This window comes from Aquiflexum sp. (assembly GCF_977115555.1).
Genome location: NZ_CDSBKL010000288.1, coordinates 1 through 5389 on the forward strand (window position 1 = coordinate 1; position 5389 = coordinate 5389).

Sequence of the window (5389 nt, forward strand, 5' to 3'; positions counted from 1 at the left end):
ATTTGCACCCTCAAAATCTGGATAAGGTTTTGATTTTAATCAAATAAGCGAAAAACACATTAACTATGTATGCAATTGTAGAGATAGCAGGGCAACAATTTAAAGTTAAAAAAGACCAGAAGGTTTTTGTGAATCGTTTGCAACAAGAAGAAGGGTCAAATATTTCATTTGATCATGTTTTGTTGTTAGACGATGGCAAAGTAACCATTGGCGCCCCAGTTATAGAAGGTGCAGAAGTAACTGCAAAAATTCTAAAACACCTTAAAGGTGATAAAGTAATCGTCTTCAAAAAGAAAAGAAGAAAAGGTTACAAAAAGAAAAATGGTCACAGACAAAACTTTACTAAAGTATTGATTGAAAACATTTCATTATAAGATTTCGCAAGAAGTCCTAAACGTATAAAATCATGGCTCACAAGAAAGGCGTCGGTAGTTCCAGAAACGGTAGAGAATCACACAGTAAAAGACTTGGTGTGAAGAAATTTGGTGGAGAGGCAGTAATTGCCGGAAACATCATCATCAGACAAAGAGGTACAAAACACCATCCAGGTGAAAACGTAGGTATCGGCAAAGACCATACTTTATTTGCTCTTGTACCTGGAAAAGTTTTGTTCAAAAGGAAGTTTGACGGTAAATCATACGTCAACGTTGTTCCTGTTGAAGCATAACAATTATTTTATTAAGATTTTGAAAGGCTTCCCTTAAAGGGAAGCCTTTTTTGTTTTAGACCAAATATTTGCCAGAAATCACTTTTTGTAAAATTTTCTCTTTTAAAGAATTAAATTTCGTCATACATAACCAACATCGAACTATGATCAAAACGATACGATTGATTTGGACATTTGGACTTCTGTTCATTCTCTGTTTCAGCCAAGAGATCAATGCCCAATCCTATGATGAAAAAATCTATGAAGCGATTCAATGGCGAAACATCGGCCCTCATCGGGGAGGCCGATCGGCAACAGTAACGGGAGTAGCCTCTGAAAGAAATACATTTTATTTTGGTTCCACAGGCGGTGGCGTTTGGAAAACCACAGATGGAGGAAAAACCTGGGGCAATATTTCTGACGGATATTTTGGAGGATCTATAGGGGCTGTCGCTGTGGCAGAGTCAGATCCGAATATCCTCTATGTCGGAGGAGGAGAAAAGACTGTCCGAGGCAATGTTTCCTTTGGATATGGCTTCTGGAAAAGTGTTGATGCCGGCAAAACCTGGACAAGTCTTGGCTTGGAAGAATCACGCTTTGTATCGCGAATCAGAATCCATCCTACCAATCCCGATATTGTCCTAGCGGCGGTTTTGGGTGATATATTCAAGCCAACAGATATAAGAGGAGTTTACAAATCCATTGACGGAGGCAAAACCTGGGATAGAAAACTGTTTGTTAATCCAACATCAGGAGCTGTGGATTTGGTATTGGATCCAAAAAACCCTGATATCATGTTTGCGACTACTTGGGAATTGAAAAGAACTCCCTATAGCTTAGAAAGTGGTGGTCCGGGATCCAAAATGTTTAAGAGTACCGATGGAGGAGAAACTTGGAAAGAAATCTCAACCAACAAAGGATTACCGGAAGGAACTTTGGGAATCATGGGGGTTACCATTTCTCCGGTCAACTCAAATCGTGTATGGGCAATGGTAGAAAACCTAAACGGTGGTCTTTTCAGATCTGATGACGGAGGAGAAACCTGGGAAAAAACCAATGAGGACAGAAGCCTCAGACAAAGAGCTTGGTATTATACCAGATTATTTGCCGATACCCAAAGTGATAGCACTGTATATGTACTGAATGTCAGTTACCATAAATCTACAGATGGAGGAAAAACATTTAAAAGTTCCAACGCACCTCACGGAGACCACCATGACCTTTGGATTGACCCTAAAGACAATCAAAGAATGATTATTGCTGATGATGGCGGAGCACAGGTGTCTTTTGATGGTGGTGATTCTTGGACTACTTATATGAATCAGCCGACTTCTCAATTTTATAGGGTTACGACTGATAATCACTTTCCTTACAGGATTTACGGTGCGCAACAGGATAATTCAACACTGAGGATCAGTCATAGGAATGATGGGCGAGGAATAACCGAGGATGATTGGGAAACTACAGCCGGTGGAGAAAGTGGTTGGATTGCTCCTGACCCATTGGACAATGACATTGTTTACGGTGGTTCCTATGGTGGGTATTTGACTCGTGAAAACCATAGAAACAAAACTTCCAGAACTGTCAACGTCTATCCAAACAATCCCATGGGGCATGGTGCAGAGGATATGAAATATCGTTTTCAGTGGAATTTTCCGATTTTCTTTTCCATTCATGATCCAAAAGTCCTTTATACAACTTCCAATCAATTTCATAGGTCAACAGACGGCGGGCAATCTTGGGAGACTTTCAGCCCGGATTTGACAAGGAATGCAACAGAAAAACTAGGTCCATCCGGAGGTCCGATTACCAAAGACAATACCTCTGTGGAATACTACAGTACCATTTTTACCGCCTCAGAATCACCTTTGAAAAAGGGGGTGCTTTGGGCAGGTTCTGATGATGGTTTGGTTCATGTTTCTAAGGATAATGGGAAGACCTGGGAAAATGTAACTCCAAAAGGCCTTCCTGAATGGATACAGATCAATAGCACTGAAGGCCATCCTTTTGAGGAAGGAGGATTATATTTTGCGGCAACAGGCTATAAAAACGGAGACTACGCACCTTATTTATACAAGACTTCTGACTATGGTAAAACCTGGACCAAAATCGTCAACGGCATAGACGGACAGCATTTTACCCGAGTTGTAAGAGCCGATCCGGCTAAAAAAGGAATTCTTTATGCTGGTACTGAAACCGGTATGTACATTTCTTTCAATGACGGAGCAGACTGGAAACCATTTCAGCTCAATTTACCCATTGTTCCCATCACAGATTTGACCATCAAGGATAACAATTTGATAGCAGCCACCCAAGGCAGGAGTTTTTGGATTGTGGATGACCTTACTGTCCTTCATCAAATGTCTGAACAGATTGGGATGAAGCCATTCCATTTGTTTAAGCCTCAGGATTCCTACAGAATGGATGGAGTGAAGAGAGAGTCAAAAACAGCAGGTACAAACAGGCCTGGTGGGGTTTTGGTCTATTTTCACCTTAAGGACGAACCCAAAGAAGAGGTCAGGGTAGAGTTTTACGATAACAAGAGAAATCTCCTCAGAGAATTTTCTTCCAAAGGAATCGAAAAAGATACGTTGAAGTACAAAACCGGTTCCAATGAAATCAACTGGAATCTTCGCATACCTGATGCCAAAAGTTTTGAGGGGATGATTATGTGGTCAGGTCCTCTTAGTGGACCAAAGGTTGTGCCGGGTGATTATATTGTCAGATTGATTGTGGATGGCAAGGCTGAGGAACAGAATTTCAAAGTTTTGGCGGATCCTAGATATGAATCCTCTCAGGAAGATCTAGAGGCTCAGTATGATTTCCTTTTGGATGTCAGGGATAAACTAACAGAAACACATGAGACCATCATAATTATCAGAAAGTACAGAGATGAGCTCAATGCATTGATAGAAAAAGACCCTAAGAAGAAAAGGAGGATTGATCCGATTATCAAAGCCATTTCTGATATAGAAAAAGAATTGTATCAAACCCAAAACCGAAGCGGACAGGATCCATTGAACTTCCCGATCAGGTTAAACAATAAATTGGCACATTTGAATTCTGTGGCAGGAACAGGTGACTACAGACCGACAGATGGCGCAGAGGAAGTTAGGGTAGAGATTACCAACCTGATTGACGTACAGCTCACCAAATTTAGGGAAGTTGAAAAAAATCAAATTTCCAAAATTCTGAATATAGAGGAGATGAAAGCAGAAATAGAAAAGAAATAGACTTTCTTATTAACGGTAAAGATCCCTGTCAATTTAATCGGCAGGGATTTTTTTTTAATTTTTAAAGGCCTGTTTAGGAAATGCCTTTAAACATTAACAGGACAATTACCCCAGCCAATTGTTTGCAATACTGATTTAGATAAAGGACAGCTATGGTTTTTGTTTGATTTCCTATTCACATTTTTATGTCTCCTAGGGTCTGAAACTTTCAAACTCTAAAACTCATTTATCCTTCAAAACCTGCGTTTCTAATTTTTTTATAGGTCTGATTTGGCTTAGCAGATAATTTTGACCCATCAAAAATATTCTAACATGAAAAACCTCCACAGCTTCTTCCTGATCCTTTTTTTTACAGTCCTTGGGATCGGTTCAGTCCTTGGGCAAAATGACTTGATTTGGGAAAAATTGAATACTGAACCCTATCCCGGCAAGCAGGATGATATCTTTTTTATCAATGAAACAACAGGATGGTATGTCAATGGATTTGGAAGCATTTTCCACACTAAAGATGGTGGAGTTACTTGGCTAAAACAATTGGAAGCCAAAGGATCATTTTTTCGAACCATAGCTTTCTTGGATGAAAAAACAGGCTTTGTTGGTACCGTTGGCACAGATTATTTTCCTAACGTGACAGATACAATACCCCTATATGGAACAGTTGACGGAGGTACCACTTGGCATCCTGTCCCATACAATGGACCTTATGTAAAAGGGCTCTGCGCCATTGATGTAGTCAAAGAGCAATATATCAATCATGGTGAAATTGGATACAAAACACACCTGTTCGCAGTGGGTAGGGTAGGAAGTCCTGCTAACATCATGATCTCACATGATGCCGGCAAAACATGGTTCTCCCAAGAAATGGACAGCCCTGCAAAAATGCTTTTTGACATAAAAATGCTCAACAAGATGGAAGGATTTGTCTGTGCGGCCACAGATGAAGACATTACCAAGTCCAATGCCCTAATACTTCGTACCGTGGATGGCGGAAAATCTTGGCAGGAGGTCTATAGGTCTCAACGTCCATTCGAAACCACTTGGAAAGTTTCTTTTCCATCTGAAAAAGTAGGCTATGTAACCATACAATCGTACAATCCTGATCCTGAAGTGAAACAGCAAAGAATCGCCAAAACCACAGACGGAGGAAAAACATGGACTGAAGTCGATTTGGTGGTAGACCATGCAGCCCGTCAATTTGGTATTGGGTTTATTGATGAGGAAGTGGGATTTGTGGGTACTGTTCAGACCGGATTCAAAACTGAAGATGGAGGAAAAACCTGGTCCAAAACAGATTTGGGTGTAGCTTGCAACAAAATCAGAATCTATAGTTCCGATGAAAAAACCTATGGCTATGCCATCGGGGTGCATGTACTCAAATTGAAATGATAAAGATTGATTACATTACTTTGGTTTGGCAATTGGCAATCCAAAACAATTAACTTTTTCAACATTACCTATTGGTTTTTCAAGTGCTTTTTTTAAAAAAATAAAAATTTTTCGCTTTTTTCTG

Annotated in this window: 4 protein-coding genes; all 4 read left to right on the forward strand. The window is 40.1% G+C overall.

Translation table 11 applies throughout. The features are described 5' to 3' along the window. Nucleotides 1-65 precede the first annotated feature (65 nt). The 4 genes from rplU to ACZFYI_RS15045 all read left to right on the forward strand — a co-directional run bounded on the left by rplU (nucleotide 66) and on the right by ACZFYI_RS15045 (nucleotide 5265). Complete coding sequence (gene rplU / locus ACZFYI_RS15030) at nucleotides 66-374, forward strand: 50S ribosomal protein L21 (protein ID WP_462524946.1); 309 nt, start codon at nucleotides 66-68, stop codon at nucleotides 372-374. A gap of 32 nt (nucleotides 375-406) precedes the next feature. Further along, complete coding sequence (gene rpmA / locus ACZFYI_RS15035) at nucleotides 407-667, forward strand: 50S ribosomal protein L27 (protein WP_462524947.1); 261 nt, start codon at nucleotides 407-409, stop codon at nucleotides 665-667. Between the two features lie 143 nt (nucleotides 668-810). Further along, a complete protein-coding gene (locus ACZFYI_RS15040) occupies nucleotides 811-3879 on the forward strand; it encodes a WD40/YVTN/BNR-like repeat-containing protein (protein WP_462524948.1) in 3069 nt (1022 codons plus the stop codon). A gap of 312 nt (nucleotides 3880-4191) precedes the next feature. Continuing rightward, nucleotides 4192-5265, forward strand: coding sequence for a WD40/YVTN/BNR-like repeat-containing protein (locus tag ACZFYI_RS15045; RefSeq protein WP_462524949.1), 1074 nt, complete (start codon nucleotides 4192-4194; stop codon nucleotides 5263-5265). Nucleotides 5266-5389 lie beyond the last annotated feature (124 nt).

Bases quoted from the DNA above. Each gene is read 5' to 3' on its own strand.
- rplU (WP_462524946.1), top strand. From the start codon at position 66: ATGTATGCAATTGTAGAGATAGCAGGGCAACAATTTAAAGTTAAAAAA.
- ACZFYI_RS15040 (WP_462524948.1), top strand. From the start codon at position 811: ATGATCAAAACGATACGATTGATTTGGACATTTGGACTTCTGTTCATT.
- ACZFYI_RS15045 (WP_462524949.1), top strand. From the start codon at position 4,192: ATGAAAAACCTCCACAGCTTCTTCCTGATCCTTTTTTTTACAGTCCTT.
- rpmA (WP_462524947.1), top strand. From the start codon at position 407: ATGGCTCACAAGAAAGGCGTCGGTAGTTCCAGAAACGGTAGAGAATCA.